This window comes from Pseudomonas trivialis (genome assembly GCF_001439805.1).
In the GTDB taxonomy this organism is placed as follows: Bacteria; Pseudomonadota; Gammaproteobacteria; order Pseudomonadales; family Pseudomonadaceae; genus Aquipseudomonas; species Aquipseudomonas trivialis.
Genome location: NZ_JYLK01000015.1, coordinates 94946 through 110140, shown reverse-complemented (window position 1 = coordinate 110140; position 15195 = coordinate 94946). Strand labels below are relative to the sequence as shown.

General features: G+C 62.9%; 13 protein-coding genes. 5 read left to right on the top strand and 8 right to left on the bottom strand.

Going from position 1 to position 15195, the window contains the following annotated elements; genetic code table 11:
- Positions 1–116 precede the first annotated feature (116 nt).
- Both gyrA and mtnA read right to left on the bottom strand, forming a co-directional pair.
- Positions 117–2771, bottom strand: a complete 2655-nt coding sequence (gyrA, locus tag TU79_RS19955; protein WP_057009612.1) for a DNA gyrase subunit A — start codon at positions 2769–2771, stop codon at positions 117–119.
- Positions 2772–3196: 425 nt separating this feature from the next.
- On the bottom strand, positions 3197–4267 hold the full coding sequence (mtnA, locus tag TU79_RS19950; RefSeq protein ID WP_057009611.1) for an S-methyl-5-thioribose-1-phosphate isomerase: 1071 nt from the start codon (positions 4265–4267) through the stop codon (positions 3197–3199).
- 109 nt (positions 4268–4376) lie between these two features.
- On the opposite strand from mtnA, the gene TU79_RS19945 reads away from it, so the two are divergent.
- The 4 genes from TU79_RS19945 (at position 4377) to TU79_RS19930 (ending at position 7964) form a co-directional block, all read left to right on the top strand.
- Entirely contained in the window at positions 4377–5708 is a 1332-nt protein-coding gene (locus TU79_RS19945) for a TRZ/ATZ family hydrolase (protein WP_057009610.1), read from the top strand.
- A 62-nt stretch (positions 5709–5770) separates the two neighbouring features.
- Complete coding sequence (ubiG, locus tag TU79_RS19940) at positions 5771–6469, top strand: bifunctional 2-polyprenyl-6-hydroxyphenol methylase/3-demethylubiquinol 3-O-methyltransferase UbiG (protein ID WP_057009609.1); 699 nt, start codon at positions 5771–5773, stop codon at positions 6467–6469.
- Between the two features lie 4 nt (positions 6470–6473).
- On the top strand, positions 6474–7145 hold the full coding sequence (mupP, locus tag TU79_RS19935; protein WP_057009608.1) for an N-acetylmuramic acid 6-phosphate phosphatase MupP: 672 nt from the start codon (positions 6474–6476) through the stop codon (positions 7143–7145).
- 78 nt (positions 7146–7223) lie between these two features.
- Positions 7224–7964: a YciK family oxidoreductase gene (locus TU79_RS19930; protein ID WP_057009607.1), complete on the top strand. Its 741-nt coding sequence runs from the start codon at positions 7224–7226 to the stop codon at positions 7962–7964.
- 71 nt (positions 7965–8035) lie between these two features.
- On the opposite strand, the gene TU79_RS19925 is transcribed toward TU79_RS19930, so the two are convergent.
- The 6 genes from TU79_RS19925 to TU79_RS19900 are packed head-to-tail and all read right to left on the bottom strand — an operon-like array spanning position 8036 to position 14198.
- The gene (locus tag TU79_RS19925) at positions 8036–9550 is read right to left on the bottom strand and encodes an ABC transporter substrate-binding protein (RefSeq protein ID WP_057009606.1); all 1515 of its coding nucleotides are present in this window, start codon (positions 9548–9550) and stop codon (positions 8036–8038) included.
- Positions 9551–9584: 34 nt separating this feature from the next.
- A complete protein-coding gene (locus tag TU79_RS19920) occupies positions 9585–10556 on the bottom strand; it encodes an ABC transporter ATP-binding protein (protein ID WP_057009605.1) in 972 nt (323 codons plus the stop codon).
- Positions 10553–11509, bottom strand: coding sequence for an ABC transporter ATP-binding protein (locus TU79_RS19915; protein WP_057009604.1), 957 nt, complete (start codon positions 11507–11509; stop codon positions 10553–10555). The genes TU79_RS19920 and TU79_RS19915 overlap by 4 nt, the downstream gene beginning before the upstream one ends.
- Positions 11506–12363, bottom strand: coding sequence for an ABC transporter permease (locus TU79_RS19910; RefSeq protein WP_057009603.1), 858 nt, complete (start codon positions 12361–12363; stop codon positions 11506–11508). Before TU79_RS19910 ends, TU79_RS19915 begins: the two co-directional genes overlap by 4 nt.
- Entirely contained in the window at positions 12360–13307 is a 948-nt protein-coding gene (locus tag TU79_RS19905; protein WP_057009602.1) for an ABC transporter permease, read from the bottom strand. Before TU79_RS19905 ends, TU79_RS19910 begins: the two co-directional genes overlap by 4 nt.
- 3 nt (positions 13308–13310) lie before the next feature.
- Positions 13311–14198 carry a proline iminopeptidase-family hydrolase gene (locus TU79_RS19900; RefSeq protein WP_057009601.1) on the bottom strand — a complete coding sequence of 296 codons (888 nt, stop codon included), beginning with the start codon at positions 14196–14198 and terminating at the stop codon, positions 13311–13313.
- Positions 14199–14381: 183 nt separating this feature from the next.
- On the opposite strand from TU79_RS19900, the gene TU79_RS19895 reads away from it, so the two are divergent.
- Positions 14382–15146: a LuxR family transcriptional regulator gene (locus TU79_RS19895; RefSeq protein WP_057009600.1), complete on the top strand. Its 765-nt coding sequence runs from the start codon at positions 14382–14384 to the stop codon at positions 15144–15146.
- Positions 15147–15195 lie beyond the last annotated feature (49 nt).

Genomic DNA, 15195 nt, shown 5'->3' with positions numbered 1-15195 from the left:
ATGCTATCGCAGGCAAGCCAGCTCCCACAGGGATCGGTGCCAGACCAAGGATAGGTATTTCAAAGGGGACACAAACAACAAGGGGGCGAATCTTCATCCGCCCCCTGCGTGTCCGCTTATTCCTGCGGTTCTTCTTCGTCTGCGGCAGCATCGAGGGTTGGCTCGTCGATGGTGTCATCGACGGTTGCGATCACCTCACCGTCAAATTCTTCGCCTTCCAGCTCTTCACCTTCAATTTCCGAAGGCTCCTGCACACGCTCAAGGCCTACCAGTTTCTCGTCCTTGGCCAGCTTGATCAGCGTCACGCCCTGGGTGTTACGGCCCAGGCTCGAGACTTCGGCCACACGAGTACGCACCAACGTGCCCTGGTCGGAAATCAGCATGATTTCCTCGCCGTCGAGCACCTGCACCGCGCCAACCAGACGGCCGTTGCGGTCGTTACTGACCATGGCGATCACGCCCTGGCCGCCACGCTTGTACTCGGGGAACTCGCTGATGGCCGTGCGCTTGCCGTAACCACGCGCCGAAGCGGTGAGAATCTGGCTGCCTTCTTCCGGGATCAGCATCGAAATCAGCTTCTGCCCTTCCGGCAGACGCATGCCACGCACACCACGGGCAGTACGGCCCATGGCGCGCACGTCGGATTCCTTGAAGCGCGTGACCTTGCCGCCATCGGAGAACAGCATCACTTCACGCGCGCCATCAGTAATGGCAGCGGAGATCAGTACGTCACCTTCATCCAGCTCCAGGGCGATCAGGCCAACACTGCGCTGACGGCTGAAGGATTCCAGCGGGGTCTTCTTGACGGTGCCTTTGGCGGTCGCCATGAAGATGAAGTGACCTTCGGTGTACTCGTCGACCGGCAGCATGGTGGTGATGTATTCATCACTGTCCAGGGGCAGCAGGTTGACCAGCGGACGACCACGGGCAGCGCGGGAGGCTTCCGGGATTTCGTAGGTTTTGAGCCAGTACACCTTGCCCTTGCTGGAGAACAGCAGCAGCGTGGTGTGGCTGTTGGCGACCAGCAGGTGAGCGATGTAGTCCTCATCCTTCACGCCGGTAGCCGATTTGCCTTTACCGCCACGACGCTGGGCCTGGTACGCCGCCAGCGGCTGGGTCTTGGCGTAGCCGCCGTGGGAAATGGTCACCACGCGGTCTTCTTCCGGAATCATGTCACCCAGGGTCAGGTCGAGGCGGGCATCGAGGATTTCGGTGCGGCGCGCGTCGCCGTATTCGGCGCGGATCACTTCCAGCTCTTCGCGGATCACTTCCATCAGGCGCACGGCGCTGTTGAGGATGCGGATCAGCTCGCCGATCTGGTTGAGAATCTCCTGGTACTCGGCCAGCAGTTTCTCGTGTTCCAGGCCGGTCAGGCGGTGCAGACGCAGCTCGAGGATGGCCTGGGCCTGTTCCGGCGACAGGAAATACTTGCCATCACGCAGGCCGTATTGCGGGTCCAGAGTCTCCGGACGGCACGAATCGGCACCGGCGCGTTCAACCATCGCCACGACGGCGCTGGATTCCCACGGCATCTTGATCAGCGCTTCCTTGGCTTCCGACGGCGTCGGCGAAGCCTTGATCAGCGCGATGACCGGGTCGATGTTCGACAGCGCAACCGCCTGGCCTTCCAGGATGTGACCGCGCTCGCGGGCCTTGCGCAGTTCGAACACGGTACGGCGGGTGACCACTTCGCGACGGTGACGCACGAAGGCTTCCAGCAGGTCCTTGAGGTTCAGGATGCGTGGGCGGCCGTCGATCAGTGCAACCACGTTGATACCAAACACGCTTTGCAGCTGGGTCTGGGCGTAGAGGTTGTTGAGGATCACCTCAGGCACTTCGCCACGACGCAGCTCGATCACCACGCGCATACCGTCTTTGTCGGACTCGTCGCGCAGCTCGGTGATGCCTTCCAGTTTCTTCTCTTTAACCAGCTCGGCGATCTTCTCGATCAGACGCGCCTTGTTGAGCTGGTACGGCAGTTCGGTGATGACGATCTGCTGGCGGCCACCGACCTTGTCGATGTCTTCGATGATCGAGCGGGCGCGCATGTAAATGCGGCCGCGACCGGTGCGATAGGCTTCGATGATACCGGCACGACCGTTGATGATCGCGGCGGTCGGGAAGTCCGGACCGGGGATGTATTGCATCAGTTCATCGACGGTCAGCTCGGGGTTGTCGATGAGGGCCAGGCAACCGTCGATGACTTCACCGAGGTTGTGCGGCGGAATGTTGGTGGCCATGCCCACGGCAATACCGCTGGAACCGTTGACCAGCAGGTTGGGAATACGGGTGGGCATGACGGCCGGGATCATTTCGGTGCCGTCGTAGTTCGGCACCCAGTCCACGGTTTCCTTGTGCAGGTCGGCCAGCAGCTCGTGCGCCAGCTTGGTCATGCGCACTTCGGTGTATCGCATGGCCGCGGCGTTGTCGCCGTCGACCGAACCGAAGTTGCCCTGGCCGTCTACCAGCAGGTAGCGCAGGGAAAATGGCTGGGCCATCCGAACAATGGTGTCGTACACCGCGGTGTCGCCGTGAGGGTGATACTTACCGATCACGTCACCGACAACACGGGCAGATTTCTTGTACGGCTTGTTCCAGTCGTTACCCAGCTCGCTCATCGCGAACAGCACTCGCCGGTGCACGGGCTTCAAGCCATCGCGCGCATCAGGCAGTGCCCGACCCACGATGACGCTCATTGCGTAGTCGAGGTAGGACTGTTTCAGCTCGTCTTCGATATTGACCGGGAGGATTTCTTTGGCCAGTTCGCCCATGAGAAGCCTGATTCCTTTTTCGGGTGAAACCTCGTCACATCCATTCGGGATGAACGAAGCTCGCCGCTGCCGGCAGGGTGCCTGACAACGACTTACGACAAATCAACGAGTTATGACACGGATCTGCACGTTACAGGCAACCCCTTTGGGTGGCCCTGGAAACCGCCGGATGTTATCACAATCGCCGCCACGCACCTATCCCCCTGATGCGCATGGAGGCCAGTAATTTGACCGATGACAGGCTTGAGGGGGACGAGAGGGGCTCAGAGGTGGGGTGGTGGTGTTTTTTGAGGGTGGATCCGGGAGTTTTATTGACTTTGAGGGCCAATCGGGGGCAAGCCCCCTCCCCCACTTGAATAGTGAACACAGTCAAACATGTGGGAGGGGGCTTGCCCCCGATAGCAATGACACAGACACCACAGCCTTCAATGCAGTCGCTTACGGCACATCAACCTGGCCAGCTTGGCGGTATCCGGCCGCTCCACAACACCTTTTTCAGTGACGATCACATCAATCAGGTCGGCCGGCGTCACATCGAACGCAGAATTGAACGCCGGCACCTCCAGACGCTGGCCGCCAATGTCACGCAACTCCTCGACATCGCGCTCTTCCAGCGTCACATCCTCACCGGCGGCCATCATCAGGTCGACCGTCGAGCTCGGCGCCACCACCATAAAGCGCACGCCATGGTGCATGGCGCACACGGCCAACTGGTAGGTGCCGATGGTGCTGATCACATCACCATTGGCCGCAATGCAGTCGGCGCCGACGACCACCCAGGTCACGCCCTTGGTCTTGAGGATATGTGCGCCAGCCGAGTCGGCATTCACCGTGACCGGGACCCCGTCGCCCGCCAGCTCCCACGCGGTGAGTCGCGAGCCCTGCAGCCAGGGTCGGGTCTCGTTGGCATAAACCTGCTCGACCAGGCCCTCCAAAAAGGCCGCGCGAATCACACCGAGCGCGGTGCCAACGCCACCCGTCGCCAGGGCACCAGCATTGCCATGGGTGAGGATCGCCTGGACATTGCCCTGATGCCTGCGAATCCGTTCCATGCCCAATTGGGCCATGACAACGTTGGCTTCGCGGTCGCTCTCATGGATCGTGATCGCTTCGGCTTCCAGCGCCGCCAGGGGGTCGGCGTGCTTCTTGAGGCGGTCCAGGCGATCGCGCATGCGCTTGAGCGCCCAGAACAGGTTGGCGGCGGTCGGACGGGTATCGGCCAGCAGCGCGTAGTCTTCCTCCCACGCGGCCTGCCAGTCAGCGCCTTCGGTGATACGCACGCGGGCGGCCAGTACCAGCCCGTATGCGGCGCTGATGCCGATGGCCGACGCCCCGCGCACCACCCTTGCGCGAATGGCCGTGGCCACGTCCTCTGCTGTCGAGCAGGCCACCCAGCTCTGACGGGCCGGCAAGGCACGCTGATCGAGCAGGTACAGTGCGCCATCGCGCCACTCGATGGCCTTCACTTTCTGTGCAGCCAACAGTCGGTCGCGCATCCCTAACCCCGTACTCATGAACAAAAGCCGCCGATTATAGCGATCCGCCAGCCAGGACGCTCGGGTATACTTCGCCCTTCTTTTATAGCTGCCAGGGAAGAAGCCTGCGATGACCGCCACTGCCGCCCCGCTCGACTTATTGCTGCTGCCGACCTGGCTGGTACCTGTCGAACCTGCCGGTGTGGTGCTCAAGGAGCATGCGCTGGGCATCCGCGATGGCTGCATTGCGTTTATCGGGCCACGGGCGGCCGCGTTGAAGCTGGCGGCCGACGACGTGCGCGAACTGCCGGGCATGTTGCTCAGCCCCGGCCTGATCAACGCCCACGGGCACGCGGCGATGAGCCTGTTTCGCGGCCTGGCCGACGACCTGCCGCTGATGACCTGGCTGGAAAAACACATCTGGCCCGCCGAGGCCAAGTGGGTCGATGAAGCCTTTGTACGCGACGGCACCGACCTGGCGATCGCCGAGCAGCTCATGGGCGGCATCACTTGTTTTGCCGACATGTACTTCCACCCCAAGGTCGCCAGCGACTGCGTGCACAACAGCGGCATGCGCGCACAGATCGCGATCCCGATCCTCGACTTCCCGATCCCCGGCGCCAGCAGCGCCGACGAGGCGATCCGCCAGGGCATCGAACTGTTCGGCGACCTCAAGCACCACCCGCGCATCAAGATCGCCTTCGGCCCCCACGCCCCCTACACGGTGTGCGACGCCAACCTGGAAAAGGTCCAGGTCATCGCCGAAGAGCTCGACGCCGTCATCCAGATGCACGTGCACGAAACTGCCTTCGAGGTGCAGCAGGCCGTCGAACAGACCGGCGAGCGGCCATTGGCGCGCCTGGGCCGCCTCGGTTTGCTTGGCCCGCGCTTCCAGGCCGTGCACATGACGCAGATCAGCGAGGACGACCTGGCCTTGCTGGTCGAAAGCAACACCAGTCTCATCCATTGCCCCGAATCCAACCTCAAGCTGGCCAGCGGCTTTTGCCCGGTGGAGCGCCTGTGGCAGGCCGGCGTCAATGTGGCCATCGGCACCGACGGCGCGGCCAGCAACAATGACCTGGACCTGCTCGGCGAAACCCGCACCGCCGCGCTGCTGGCCAAAGCCGTGGCCGGCTCGGCCACCGCGCTGGACGCTCACCGCGCCTTGCGCATGGCCACCCTCAACGGCGCGCGGGCCATGGGTCTGGAAAGCCAGATCGGCTCACTGGAAGTGGGCAAGGCCGCCGACCTGGTCGCCTTCGATCTTTCGGGCCTGGCGCAACAACCGATCTTTGACCCGGTCTCACAACTTATCTATGCCACCGGGCGCGAGTGCGTGAAACACCTGTGGGTCGCCGGCAAGCAGTTGCTCGACGACCGGCAACTGACCCGCATGGATGAACAACAGTTGACCGCCAAGGCCATCGCCTGGGGCCAACGCATCAGCGGGCATAACGAATAACGAAGGGGCTGGACCGCATGTCCAGCACCGACCAACCGATTATCAGATTCAGAGGATTGACCATGAGCAACGTCGACCACGCCGAAATCGCCAAATTCGAAGCCCTGGCCCATCGCTGGTGGGACCGCGAAAGCGAATTCAAACCCCTGCACGACATCAACCCCCTGCGGGTCAACTGGATTGATGAACGCGTCAACCTGGCCGGCAAGAAGGTGCTGGACGTGGGCTGCGGCGGCGGCATCCTCAGTGAAGCCATGGCCCTGCGCGGCGCCACTGTGACCGGCATCGACATGGGCGAAGCGCCGCTGGCCGTGGCCCAGCTGCATCAGTTGGAGTCCGGTGTGAGCGTGGAATACCGGCAGATCACCGCCGAAGCCCTGGCCGAAGAGATGCCCGAGCAGTTCGACGTGGTCACCTGCCTTGAGATGCTGGAACACGTGCCGGACCCGTCGTCGGTGATCCGCGCCTGTTTCCGCATGGTCAAGCCCGGCGGACAGGTGTTCTTCTCCACCATCAACCGCAACCCCAAGGCCTACCTGTTCGCGATCATCGGCGCCGAATACATCATGAAGCTGCTGCCGCGCGGCACCCATGACTTCAAGAAATTCATCCGCCCGAGCGAACTGGGTGCCTGGAGTCGTCAGGCCGGCCTGACCGTCAAGGACATCATCGGCTTGACCTACAACCCGCTGACCAAGCACTACAAGCTGGCCAACGACGTTGACGTCAACTACATGATCCAGACCCTGCGCGAGGAGTGAGCCTGTGAAGCTGCGAGCGGTTCTCTTCGATATGGACGGTACCCTGCTGGACACCGCGCCGGACTTTATCGCCATCTGCCAGGCCATGCGCGCCGACCGCGGCCTGGCGCCGATCAACCCCGAGCATGTGCGTGATGAAATCTCCGGCGGCGCGCGAGCGATGGTCGCGGTGACCTTCTCGATGGACCCGGAGTCTCCAGGCTTTGAAGACCTGCGCCAGGAATTCCTTGAGCGTTACCTCAAGGGCTGCGCCATCCACAGCAAGCTGTTCGACGGCATGGAGCAATTGCTGCAGGACATCGAGAAGTCCAAATTGATCTGGGGCGTGGTCACCAACAAGCCGCTGCGCTTCGCCGAGCCGATCATGCAGCAACTGGGCCTGGCCGAGCGTTCGGCCTTGCTGATCTGCCCGGACCACGTGAAAAACAGCAAACCGGACCCGGAGCCGCTGATCCTGGCGTGCAAGATGCTCGACCTCGACCCGGCCAGCGTGCTGTTCGTGGGCGATGACCTGCGCGATATCGAATCCGGCCGTGATGCCGGCACGCGTACCGCTGCGGTCACCTATGGCTATATCCACCCGGACGACAACCCGCGTCACTGGGGCGCGGATGTGGTGGTGGACCACCCGCTGGAACTGCGCAAGGTGCTGGATAACGCGCTGTGCAGCTGCTGAGTGTTGCAAGGTCTTGTTGCCCCATGAACATCCAGTGTGGGAGGGTGATCGTCAGTGTTTTAACAGTCGAGGTTGTTTATGTTTGATTACTCAGCACGCCCGGAACTGCTCAAAGGCCGGGTGATCCTGGTAACCGGTGCCGGTCGCGGGATCGGCGCTGCAGCGGCGAAAACCTATGCGGCCCACGGCGCCACCGTGCTGTTGCTGGGCAAGACCGAAGCCAACCTGGCCGAGGTGTATGACCACATCGAAGCCGCCGGCCAGCCACAACCGGTGGTGATCCCGTTCAACCTGGAGACCGCCCTGCCCCATCAATACGATGAGCTGGCCGTGATGATCGAAAAGGCCTTCGGCCGCCTCGACGGTCTGTTGCACAACGCGTCCATCATCGGCCCGCGCACGCCGCTCGAACAGTTGTCCGGCGAACACTTCATGCAGGTGATGCAGGTGAACGTCAACGCGATGTTCATGTTGACCCGCGCCATGCTGCCACTGCTCAAGCTGTCCCAGGATGCGTCGGTGGTGTTCACCTCCAGCAGCGTCGGACGCAAGGGCCGGGCCTATTGGGGCGCCTATGGGGTGTCGAAGTTCGCCACCGAAGGCTTGATGCAAACCCTGGCCGATGAGCTGGAAGACGTGGCGGCCGTACGCGCCAACAGCATCAACCCAGGCGGCACCCGCACCAGCATGCGCGCCCAGGCGTACCCGGGAGAAAATCCAATGGACAGGCCGGCACCGGAAGAGATCATGCCGGTGTACCTGTACCTGATGGGCCCGGACAGCGCCGGGGTGAGCGGGCAGGCATTCGACGCGCAGTAATCCCAGTTTGGGAGGGAGCTTTGTGGCAAGCCCGCTCGCCACAGGTACCCTGTCACATCGGGCATGCAAGGTCAGTTCTTCACCACTTCTTCGAGGGTGAAGCGGCCCAGCGGGTTTTGCAGGAAGTTGCTCACGTTCTTGCGCGAGATATTGATGTAGGGGCTGTAATACAGATCGATCCAGTTCACGTCCTGTTTCGCCAACTTCTGCAACTCGACATACATCTGCTCGCGCTTGACCGGGTCAGCCTCGATCCGCGCGGCGGCTACCAGTTCCCTGACCTTGTCGTTCTTGTAGCGGGTCATGTAGTTCTGGTTGGTGTCGTGGCCCAGCACGAAGGTGGTCTTCTGGTCCGGGTCGAGGATATCGTTGGTCCAGTACATCACCGAAATATCGTATTCACCGTCCACCAGCATCTGCCAGCTCTGGGTCGGGTCGACCTTCTGCAGGTTGGCGGTGACGCCGACCTTGGCCAACTGGTCCTTGATGATCACCGCAATCTGCTCGTCGGCTTCGTTGCCGGCGTTGACCACGTAGTTGAGCTTCAAGTCCTTGGCACCGGCCGCTTCCAGCAGCTTTTTGGCGGCGGTCGGGTCGTACGGGCGTTGCAGGTTGTCGGCGTAGTGGTACAGCGAGCCCTTCGGAATGTAGGAATAGGCCACGGTGCCCTGACCGTACGTGGCGGCCTTCACCAGCGACTGCTTGTCGATGGCCATGTCCAGCGCTTCCCGGACCTGCTGTTTGGCCAGCAGGCCGTGGGCGTGGTTGATCAGCAGGTGATCTTCACGGGTGGACGGGTCGGCGTGGATCACTACGTTGTTGTCTTTCTTCAGCTCTTCAACCCGTGAAAACGGGACGAAGATCGCCGTGTCCAGCTCGTTGTTCTGCACCATGCGCATGCGCGTGTTGTCGTCGGTCACCGACACCCATTCCACGCCATCGAGGCTGACGTTTTTGGCCTGCCAGAAATTCGGGTTCTTTTTCAGGATCACACGGTCGCCCTTGCGCCACTCGTCCACGGTGAACGCACCGGAGGTCACCGGGTTTTCCGAGTAGGCGTCTTCGCCCATCTCGGTCATGGCTTTTTCCGACAGGATCGAAACGGTTGGCGACGCCAGCTGCGAAAGGAAGGCCACGGCCGGGGTCTTCAAGGTGACGACCAGGGTTTTCGCATCGGCGGCCTTGGCGGTGTTGATCAGGTTGAACGGGTCGGCCCACAGTGAGGCTTTGTTGTCACGGATGCGCAGCAGGCTGAAGGCCGCGTCGGCAGCGGTGATGGCCGAGCCGTCGGAGAATTTCGCGTCACGCAGCTTGAAGGTGTAGGTCAAGCCGTCTCTGGAAATCTCCCAGCTTTCGGCCAGGCCAGGTTCCATCTTGGTGCCCAGGTTATCCACCCGCACCAGGGTGTCGTAGACGTTGGCGAACACCCAGGTGTCGCGGTTCTGCGCGCTCTTGATCGGGTCGAACGTGGTGCTGTCCTCGCGGCAGCCGATGGTCAGCACCCCGGCGGCCTGGGCCAGCCCGGCGGTGAGGGACCAGGCGGTCAATGTGGCGGCGGCAAGCAACTTCAAAGGGCGTGAGTGCATGTCATAACTCCTTGTCTATGAATGGCAGGGGGGGTCAAAGCAAAGGTTCTTCAAGCACGCAACTGTACCGATGCTCGTGCAGGAAATGGGTGGGCGGCAACACCACGGAACACATGGCCCGCGCATGCCGGCAACGCGGGTGAAACGCGCAGCCGTCGGGCAGGTTCAGCGGGCTGGGTGGCTCGCCCGGCAGCGGCTCGGCAGGTAACGGCCGGTGAGGATCGATCTCCGGGATCGCCTGGATCAGCGCTGCCGTATACGGATGACGGGGGGCGGTGAACACGGCTTCCACCGGCCCTTCTTCCACGATCTTGCCCAGGTACATCACCGCCACGCGATCGCACAGGCGGCGCACGATGGCGAGGTCGTGGGCGATAAACAGAATCGCCAGGTTCATGCGCTGTTGCAGTTCCAGCAGCAGGTTGATGATCTGGCCCTGGATCGACACATCCAGCGCCGCCACGCACTCATCGGCGATAATCAGGCGCGGCTCCACCGCCAGCGCGCGGGCGATGCCGACGCGTTGGCACTGGCCGCCGCTGAGGGCGCCAGGCTTGCGTGACGCCAGCTCGGGGCGCAGGCCGACCAGGTCGAGCAATTCATTCACGCGCGCCGGGATCTGCGGCGGCGCGACCTTGCGCTGCACCCGCAAGACTTCGGCAAGGGTTTCACCGATGGTGTGGCGCGGGTTCAACGCCGCGTACGGGTCCTGGAAGATCATCGCGGTTTCATGGCGCAGGCGGGCGATGTCGATGGCGCTGCCGTGGGCCATGTCGATGCCATCAAACAGCACCTGACCACCACTGATTGGATTGAGGTGCAGGATTGCACGGCCCAGGGTGCTTTTACCGCTGCCGGACTCGCCCACCAGACCGAGGGTTTGCCCCGCTTCCAGGTTCAGCGACACCCCGTTCACCGCCCTCACCCACTGCTTGTTCAAGCCGAACACGCCCGTGCCGGACGCGGCAAACTTCACCTCCAGGTCCTTGATCTGCAGCAGGCTCATGGGCGCTCTCCCAGTGGATAGTGACACGCCACCCGCGCGCCTTCGGGCAGCACGTCGGTGCATAACGTGCCCACCTGCGGGCAGCGTGGGTTGAAACGGCAACCGGGCGGCAGCGCATCCAGCAACGGCGGCTGGCCGGGGATGGTGCGCAGCAACGCGTGGCCGCTGCTGCGGGCGGGCTGGCAGTCGATCAGGCCGGCGGTGTACGGGTGCTGCGGACGGGCCAGCAGCTCGTACTTGCTGCCGTGTTCGCACAGGCGCCCGGCATACATCACCGCGATGGCGTCACAGGTCTGCGCCACCACGCCGAGGTCGTGGGTAATCATGATGATCGACAGGCCGCGCGTGTCACGCAGGTCCAGCAACAGGCGCAGGATCTGTGCCTGTACCGTCACGTCGAGCGCCGTGGTCGGCTCGTCGGCGATCAGCACCTTCGGGTTGCAGCCCAGGGCCACGGCGATCATTGCGCGCTGACGCATGCCGCCGGAAAACTCATGGGGAAAGTTGTCGACCCGCGCCTGCGGGTCGGGAATGCCCACCTGGCGCAACACCTCGATGGTCTGCAAACGGGCTTCCTTTTTCGACGCCCCCTGATGCAGTCGAATGCCCTCGGCGATCTGTTCGCCAATGCGCATCAACGGGTCCAGATGGCTGCTGGGATTCTGGAAGATCATGCCCAGTTGTCCGCCACGCACCGCGCGCATGCCGGCATCGTCAAGCGCCAGCAGGTCCTGACCGGCCAGCCGCACGGCGCCGCCTTGCACCCGCAGGTTCGGCGACGGCAGCAGGCGCATCAGGCCGCGACAGGCCAGGGTCTTGCCCGAGCCGCTCTCGCCCACCAGGCCGAGGATTTCGCCTTCGGCCAGATCGAAGGACACGCGGTCCACCAGCGTGACATCGCGCCCCGCATTGCTGGCGATCACGCTGAGGTCGCGCACCTGCAGCAGGCTCATGTGCGCTCTCCCAATACCTGCGCCACGCCGTCGGCCAGCAGGCTGAACCCCATGGCCAGGGTCACAATGGCCAAGCCCGGAAAGGTGCAGATCCACCAGGCCGTGGTGATGAATGCCTGCCCTTCGGCGACCATGGTGCCCCACTCGGCCGTCGGCGGCTGCACGCCCAGGCCCAGGTAACTCACGGCGGCGCCGTTGAGCAGCACCAGCACCGCATCCGACATGGAAAACACAATCGAGCCAAACATCGCGTTGGGCAGCAAATGCCGGAACAGGATGCGCCCATGGCCAAAGCCCAGGCTTCTGGCAGCCAGGGCAAATTCGCTTTCCTTGAGCACCAGAATCTGCGAGCGAATCAGCCGCGCGTACGACACCCAGCCCACCAGCGCCATGGCGATATAAAAACTCTTCAGGCCCGGGCCGAGGATGGCCATGATCGCCAGCATCAGCACCAAAAACGGAAACGCCAGGACCACGTCGATCACACGCATGCAGACGCTGTCGAAGCGCCCGCCGATATAGCCGGACACTGCGCCGACGAAGGTGCCGATCATGAACGGGAAGATCACGCCGACAATGGCCAGTTGCAGGTCAATCCGCGCGCCCCAGATCACCCGGGACAGGATGTCGCGCCCATAGTTGTCGGTGCCGAACGGGTGCGCCAGGCTCGGCGCCAGCAGGCTGAATTCGGTGTTCTGCGCAATCGGGTCATAGGGTGCGAGCCAGGGCGCAAAGACCGCCAGGGCCAGCCACACCAGCAATATCAGCAGCCCCCACGCGGCGGTCAGCCGGCCATTGCGAAAGCCCAGCCGCAGGCGCAGCCGCCATGGCGCAATCATCGGCGGGCTGCTCATTGCATCTTCACCCGTGGGTCGAGGGTCACGGTCACTACGTCCGCGATGAAGTTGACCAGCACCGTCGCGCACGCCAGCACCATCGCCACGCCCTGCACCACCATGTAATCGCGGGTAAAAATGCCGCGTACCAGCAACTGGCCGATGCCGGGAATGGCGAACAGGCTTTCGATCACCACCGTGCCACTGATCAACCAGCCGATATTCACCGCCAGCAGGTTGACCGCCGGCACCAGGGAATTGGGCAGCACATGCCGGCGAAACACCGCCGCTTCCGACAGCCCGCGGGCCCGGGCGGCGGTGACATGGTCGGCCTGCAATTCCATCAACATGCTCGCCCGCAGGTTGCGCACCAGCACCGCCGAGAGCGCCAGGGCAATGGTCAGGCACGGCAGCACCATGTGGTGCGCCTTGTCCAGCCAGGTACGGCCGTAACCGGACACCGGGAACAGCCCCCATTGCACGCTCAGCACAAGAATCAGCATCAGGCCCAGCCAGAACGCCGGCATGCCCAGGCCCAGCGTGGTGAACACGCGGATCAGGTTGTCCGCCCAGCCGCCTTTGCGGCGCGCCGCCACCGTGGCCAGCGGCACCGCGATCAGCAGCGCCAGCAGCACGCTGCCGAGCACCAGCACCAGGGTCGGTTCGATGCGGGTCACGATCAGCTTCAGGGCATCGACCTTGTACAGCAGGGACTGGCCGAGGTCGCCCTTGAGCAGGTTTTTCAGGAAGTAGAAATATTGCAGCCACAGCGGCTGGTCGAGGCCGAACTGCGCGCGAATCTTCAGCAACGCATCCGGCGTGCTGCGCGAGCCGAGCAAGGCCCGCGCCGGGTCACCGGGGATCGAGCGCACCAGCACAAAGGTGATCAGGCTGATGCCAAACAGCACCGGCAGCAATTGCAGCGGCCGGGACAGCACGAAACGGTAGCGCGCAAGGTTCATCCGTCAGCCTCGATGACGCGCGAGAAAGTCCAGCAGCACCGGAAAATACGCCAGGGGTTCTTCGTAGAACGGCATATGGCTGCTGTTGGGGAACACATGCAACTCGGCATGCCGGGCCGCCAGTTTCATGCGCAGGGCGCAGGCCGGCGTGAGTTCATCGTGCTGGCCGGTGGTGATCAGGATCGGCATGCTGAACGCGGCCATCTGCTCAAGGCGGTTCCAGTCCTTGAGGTTGCCGATATAGAGGAATTCGTTGGGGCCCTGCATGGTTTCGTAAGGCCCCATGTTCCAGTCGCCAAGGGAGCGTTTGACCGGTTCCGGCCACTCGTCCAGACGGCACACATGGCGATAGTTGAGCAAGGTGATTGCGGCCTGGTACTGCGGGTGGTCGAGGGTGCCCATGGCTTCGTGGCGCTGCATCATCGCCACGGTCTCGCTGCCGAGAGCGCCGCGCAGGCGTTGCAGCTCCTGGGACAGGTGCGGGATGTCGCCGACGGTATTTTCCAGGATCAGGCTTTTCAGCGCGTGCGGGTAATGAATGGCGTATTCGATGGCGAGCCAGCCGCCCCAGGAATGGCCGAGCATGTGCACACGGCCCAGGCCCAGGGTTTGGCGTACGGTTTCGACTTCCTCGACATAACGGCCGATTTCCCACAAGGAGACGTCGGTGGGTCTGGCAGAAGCGCCCGTGCCAAGCTGGTCGAATGCAACCACTCGCAGGTTATGGTCCTTGAGCCAGCCATGGGCGTCGCGCAAGTAGTCACACGGCAGGCCCGGGCCGCCGTTGAGGCACAGCAACACCTCATCGCCTTCGCCAAAGCTGTAGACCACGAGGTTGTGGCCGTCGACTTGCACGTTGTATTGCTGGTCGGGGGCAATTTCATGCCACATGCGTACATTCCTTGTGTGGTATCGGCCTGGCTGGCAGTGGCCGCTGATCAGGCCAACACTACCGAGGATGCCGCGTGTCCATAACCTAGTATTTCTTATAGGTTTGGTCTGGCAGTCCTTCGCCGGGGCGTGGCATTCTACTTGCCGCAAGTCGAGATTCAAATGAATTCGGGAGCAGAACGGATGCTGGCCAAGCTAACTGCCTTCAACAATCGTCTGATGCCGGGCAGGAGCCTGGATGAGCAGATGGACAATACATTTCTTCTTGCACAGCAACTGGGCTTCGATGCGCTGGTATACGATTACACCCCGGTGCCGATCGACCACGACGGCAGCCTGATCACCCCCTCGGTGCTGGAGCTGCGCAACACACCGCCCGACTGGCATGCCTTGTGGTGCAGCGAAGGGTTTTACCAGATCGATCCGGTGCAGCACCTGGCCTTGCGCACGGTATCGCCGTTTGTCTGGTCCTACGAGGCCAAGGCCGAGACCGCGCTGCAAACCATCATCGACCCCTGCCACGCCCCCGTATCCTCCTACCTGCACGACCAGCAACTGACCTGCGGCGTCAGCGTGCCCATCCACTTGCCGCGCGGCGGCTTCGCTTCGCTGACCGGCCTACGCACCGGCAACGCCGGCGCGGTGCTGCAGGATGCCCGGCACACGCTGTCCGACTTCAGCCTGATTACCCACGCCTTGCAGGAAGCGGCCTACCCGCTGTTCAGTAAAGAGCTGCGCACCTACCCGCATATTCACCTGACCAAACGCGAACGTGAGTGCCTCAAATGGGCCGCCGAGGGCATGACCGCCGCCGAAATCGCTGCGCAATTAAGCCGCTCGCTGGCGGTGGTCACCCTGCACCTGGCCTCGGCGATGCACAAACTGGGGGCCAGGAACCGTGTGCAGGCGGTGGTGCGTGCCAGCCATTACCGGTTACTGGAAGACTGACCCTCGGCAAAACCTAGCTGTTTTGCTAGTTACCTGAATCGTCCAGGCC

What these genes read in the sequence shown, in the direction of transcription:
- mtnA (WP_057009611.1), bottom strand. Translation starts at nt 4,267, where the DNA reads ATGCGCGACCGACTGTTGGCTGCACAGAAAGTGAAGGCCATCGAGTGG.
- TU79_RS19915 (WP_057009604.1), bottom strand. Translation starts at nt 11,509, where the DNA reads ATGAGCCTGCTGCAGGTGCGCGACCTCAGCGTGATCGCCAGCAATGCG.
- TU79_RS19900 (WP_057009601.1), bottom strand. Translation starts at nt 14,198, where the DNA reads ATGTGGCATGAAATTGCCCCCGACCAGCAATACAACGTGCAAGTCGAC.
- TU79_RS19945 (WP_057009610.1), top strand. Translation starts at nt 4,377, where the DNA reads ATGACCGCCACTGCCGCCCCGCTCGACTTATTGCTGCTGCCGACCTGG.
- gyrA (WP_057009612.1), bottom strand. Translation starts at nt 2,771, where the DNA reads ATGGGCGAACTGGCCAAAGAAATCCTCCCGGTCAATATCGAAGACGAG.
- TU79_RS19905 (WP_057009602.1), bottom strand. Translation starts at nt 13,307, where the DNA reads ATGAACCTTGCGCGCTACCGTTTCGTGCTGTCCCGGCCGCTGCAATTG.
- TU79_RS19930 (WP_057009607.1), top strand. Translation starts at nt 7,224, where the DNA reads ATGTTTGATTACTCAGCACGCCCGGAACTGCTCAAAGGCCGGGTGATC.
- TU79_RS19895 (WP_057009600.1), top strand. Translation starts at nt 14,382, where the DNA reads ATGCTGGCCAAGCTAACTGCCTTCAACAATCGTCTGATGCCGGGCAGG.
- TU79_RS19910 (WP_057009603.1), bottom strand. Translation starts at nt 12,363, where the DNA reads ATGAGCAGCCCGCCGATGATTGCGCCATGGCGGCTGCGCCTGCGGCTG.
- TU79_RS19920 (WP_057009605.1), bottom strand. Translation starts at nt 10,556, where the DNA reads ATGAGCCTGCTGCAGATCAAGGACCTGGAGGTGAAGTTTGCCGCGTCC.
- ubiG (WP_057009609.1), top strand. Translation starts at nt 5,771, where the DNA reads ATGAGCAACGTCGACCACGCCGAAATCGCCAAATTCGAAGCCCTGGCC.
- TU79_RS19925 (WP_057009606.1), bottom strand. Translation starts at nt 9,550, where the DNA reads ATGCACTCACGCCCTTTGAAGTTGCTTGCCGCCGCCACATTGACCGCC.